Raw genomic sequence first — 3,272 nt, 5'->3', positions numbered from 1 at the left:
GCCTATACCAACGCCAGGAAGCACCTCGAGGTCGGGCCGCTGGTCATCGAGCGCGGCGAGGGGGTGCATGTCTACGACAACGCCGGGCGGCAGTATATCGAGGCTATGGCCGGCCTCTGGAGCGTCGCGGTCGGCTTCAGCGAGGAGCGGCTGATCGACGCCGCCACCCGGCAGATGCGCAAGCTGCCCTACTACCACGACTTCAGCCACAAGTCGCACGGGCCGGTGATCGACCTGGCCGAGAAGCTCGTCTCGATGGCGCCGGTGCCGATGAGCAAGGCCTTCTTCACCAACTCGGGCTCGGAGGCGAACGACACCGCGCTGAAGCTCATCTGGTACCGCTCGAACGCCCTCGGCCAGCCGGAGCGCAAGAAGGTGATCGCCCGCGAGCGCGGCTATCACGGGGTCACCATCGCTTCGGCGAGCCTGACCGGGCTGCCCAACAACCACCGCTCGTTCGACCTGCCGATCGCGGGCGTGCTCAGGACCGGCAGCCCGCACTTCTGGCGCGACGCGCTTCCCGGCGAGAGCGAGGAGGAATTCGCCACCCGCCGCGCCGAGGAGCTCGAGGCGCTCATCCTCGCCGAGGGGCCGGAGACGATCGCCGCCTTCTTCGGCGAGCCGGTGCCGGGCGCCGGCGGGGTGATCGTGCCGCCGCCCACCTACTGGGCGAAGATCCAGGCGGTGCTCCGGAAGTACGACATCCTGCTCGTCGCCGACGAGGTGATCTGCGGCTTCGGCCGCACCGGGCGCATGTTCGGCTGCGAGACCTTCGACATCCGGCCCGACATCATGGTGCTCTCGAAGGCGCTCTCCTCCTCCTACCTGCCGATCTCGGCGCTGCTCGCCAACGAGAAGGTCATCGGGCCGGTGATCGAGGAGAGCGACCGGATCGGGACGCTCGGGCACGGCTTCACCGCCGGCGGCCACCCGGTCGCCGCCGCCGTCGCCCTCGAATCGATCGCCGTCATCGAGGAGCGCGGCCTCGTCGAGCATGCCGCCGCCGTCGGCGCGCGGCTGCGGGCGGGGCTGAAGGCGCTCGAGGGCCACCCGCTCGTCGGCGAGGTGCGCGGGGTCGGGCTCATCGCCGCGGTCGAGCTCGTCACCGACAAGGCGGCGAAGACGGCGCTCGGCGCGCCCGGCCAGCTCGGGGCGCTCGCGAACGCCGAGCTGCAGGCCGCCGGCGTCATCGGCCGCAACATGGGCGACGCGCTCGCCTTCTGCCCGCCGCTCATCATCGGCGAGGCCGAGGTCGACGATCTGCTCGGGCGCGTCGCGGGGGCGCTCGACAGGGTTGCGAAGGAGCTGACGCTCGACGCAACATCCTGAGAACAACAAGCAGAACCGACAGCCACCACAGGGGGGAGCTAACATGAAGACGTCTCGATGGATCGCCGGCGCGCTCTGCGCCTTCGCCGCGATCGCCGCAGCCGGCACGGCGGCGGCGCGCGACCTTACGGTCGTGTCCTGGGGCGGCACCTACCAGGACGCCCAGCGGGAGATCTTCTTCAAGCCCTTCGCCGAGGCGACCGGCCAGCCGGTGCTCGACGAATCCTGGGACGGCGGCATCGGCGTGCTGCAGGCCAAGGTGAAGGCCGGCAACCCGAACTGGGACGTGGTGCAGGTCGAGGCGGAGGAGCTGGCGCTCGGCTGCGCCGACGGCCTCTTCGAGAAGCTCGACTGGTCGCAGTTCGGCGGCGAGGACGCCTTCCTGCCGTCCGCCGTGCACGAGTGCGGCGTCGGCGCCATCGTCTGGTCGACCGCCATCGCCTACGACAGCGCGCGGATCGCCGAGGGGCCGCAGTCCTGGGCCGACTTCTGGGACACGGAGAAGTTCCCCGGCAAGCGGGCGCTGCGCAAGGGGCCGAAGTACACGCTCGAGTTCGCCCTCCTCGCCGACGGCGTGCCGGCCGAGGAGGTCTATTCGGTGCTCTCGACGCCCGAGGGCATCGACCGCGCCTTCGCCAAGCTCGACGCGCTGAAGGGCGACCTCATCTGGTGGGAGGCGGGCGCCCAGCCGCTGCAGCTGCTCGCCTCGGGCGAGGTCGCCATGACCTCGGCCTACAACGGCCGCATCACCGGCATCAACCGCGCCGAGGGCAAGGCCTTCAAGGTGGTCTGGCCGGGCAGCATCTATGCCGTCGACAGCTGGGTGATCCTCGCCGGGGCCGAGAACAGGGACCGGGGCGTCGAGTTCATCGCCTTCGCCAGCCAGCCCGAGCACCAGGCGCGGCTGCCGGAGTTCGTCGCCTACGGCCTGCCGCAGAAGGCGGCGGCCGCCGCCGTCCCGGCCGAGCTGCAGGCCGACCTGCCGACCAACCCGGCGAACCTCGAGCACGCGCTGCCGCTCGACGTCGACTTCTGGATCGACAATTCGGAGGAGCTGACCGAGCGGTTCAACGCCTGGCTCGCCCAGTAGCCCCCGCGCCGCCGCGGCGCCTCCCGCGCGCCGCGGCGGCTCCCGGCCCGCCCGCGCAGATGCACCCATCACCCACGGGGCATTCGTGACCAACCCGCGGATCACCTTCGACCAGGTCGCCAAGGCCTACGGCAACTTCCGGGTCATCGAGGATCTCTCGCTGACGATCGAGGCCGGCGAGTTCATCAGCCTGCTCGGGCCCTCGGGCTCGGGCAAGACGACGCTCCTGATGATGCTCGCGGGCTTCGAGGACGTGACCTCGGGCGCGATCCTCCTCGACGGGCGGCGCATCGACGCCCTGCCGCCCTACCGCCGCGACATGGGCGTCGTCTTCCAGAGCTATGCGCTCTTCCCGCACATGACCGTGGCCGGCAACGTCGCCTTCCCGCTCGAGATGCGCGGGGCCGCCCGGGGCGAGATCGCCGAGCGGGTGCGGCGCGCGCTCGACATGGTGCAGCTCGGCGCGCTCGCCGAGCGGCATCCGCACCAGCTCTCGGGCGGCCAGCAGCAGCGCGTCGCGCTCGCCCGCGCGCTCGTCTTCGAGCCGGCGCTCGTGCTGATGGACGAGCCGCTCGGGGCGCTCGACAAGCAGCTCCGCGAGCAGATGCAGCTCGACATCCGCGCGCTGCACCGGCGGCTCGGGCTCACCATCGTCTTCGTGACGCACGACCAGTCCGAGGCGCTGACCATGTCGGACCGCATCGCGGTCTTCGACCGCGGCCGGATCGAGCAGGTCGGCACCCCGCGCGAGATCTACGACCGGCCGGCGACGCGCTTCGTCGCCGAGTTCATCGGCGAGACGAACCTCCTCGCCGGCACCGTCCGCTCCGACGACGGGCGGCTCGCCTCGGTC

At 71.4% G+C, this 3,272-nt stretch carries 3 protein-coding genes; all 3 read left to right on the top strand.

Annotation, left to right across the window (positions count from 1 at the left end; genetic code table 11):
* On the top strand, positions 1-1,329 hold a 1,329-nt coding region (locus Q0112_RS12885), incomplete at its 5' end, for an aspartate aminotransferase family protein (protein WP_297975914.1).
* Between the two features lie 43 nt (positions 1,330-1,372).
* Positions 1,373-2,419, top strand: a complete 1,047-nt coding sequence (locus Q0112_RS12880; RefSeq protein ID WP_297975912.1) for an ABC transporter substrate-binding protein — start codon at positions 1,373-1,375, stop codon at positions 2,417-2,419.
* A gap of 85 nt (positions 2,420-2,504) precedes the next feature.
* The coding region (locus tag Q0112_RS12875) for an ABC transporter ATP-binding protein (protein WP_297975910.1) at positions 2,505-3,272 on the top strand (768 nt) is incomplete at its 3' end.

Source organism: uncultured Amaricoccus sp., from assembly GCF_937858865.1.
In the GTDB taxonomy this organism is placed as follows: domain Bacteria; phylum Pseudomonadota; class Alphaproteobacteria; order Rhodobacterales; family Rhodobacteraceae; genus Amaricoccus.
Note: the sequence above shows the minus strand (reverse complement) of the source record. Positions and strands in the feature narration are given on the sequence as shown.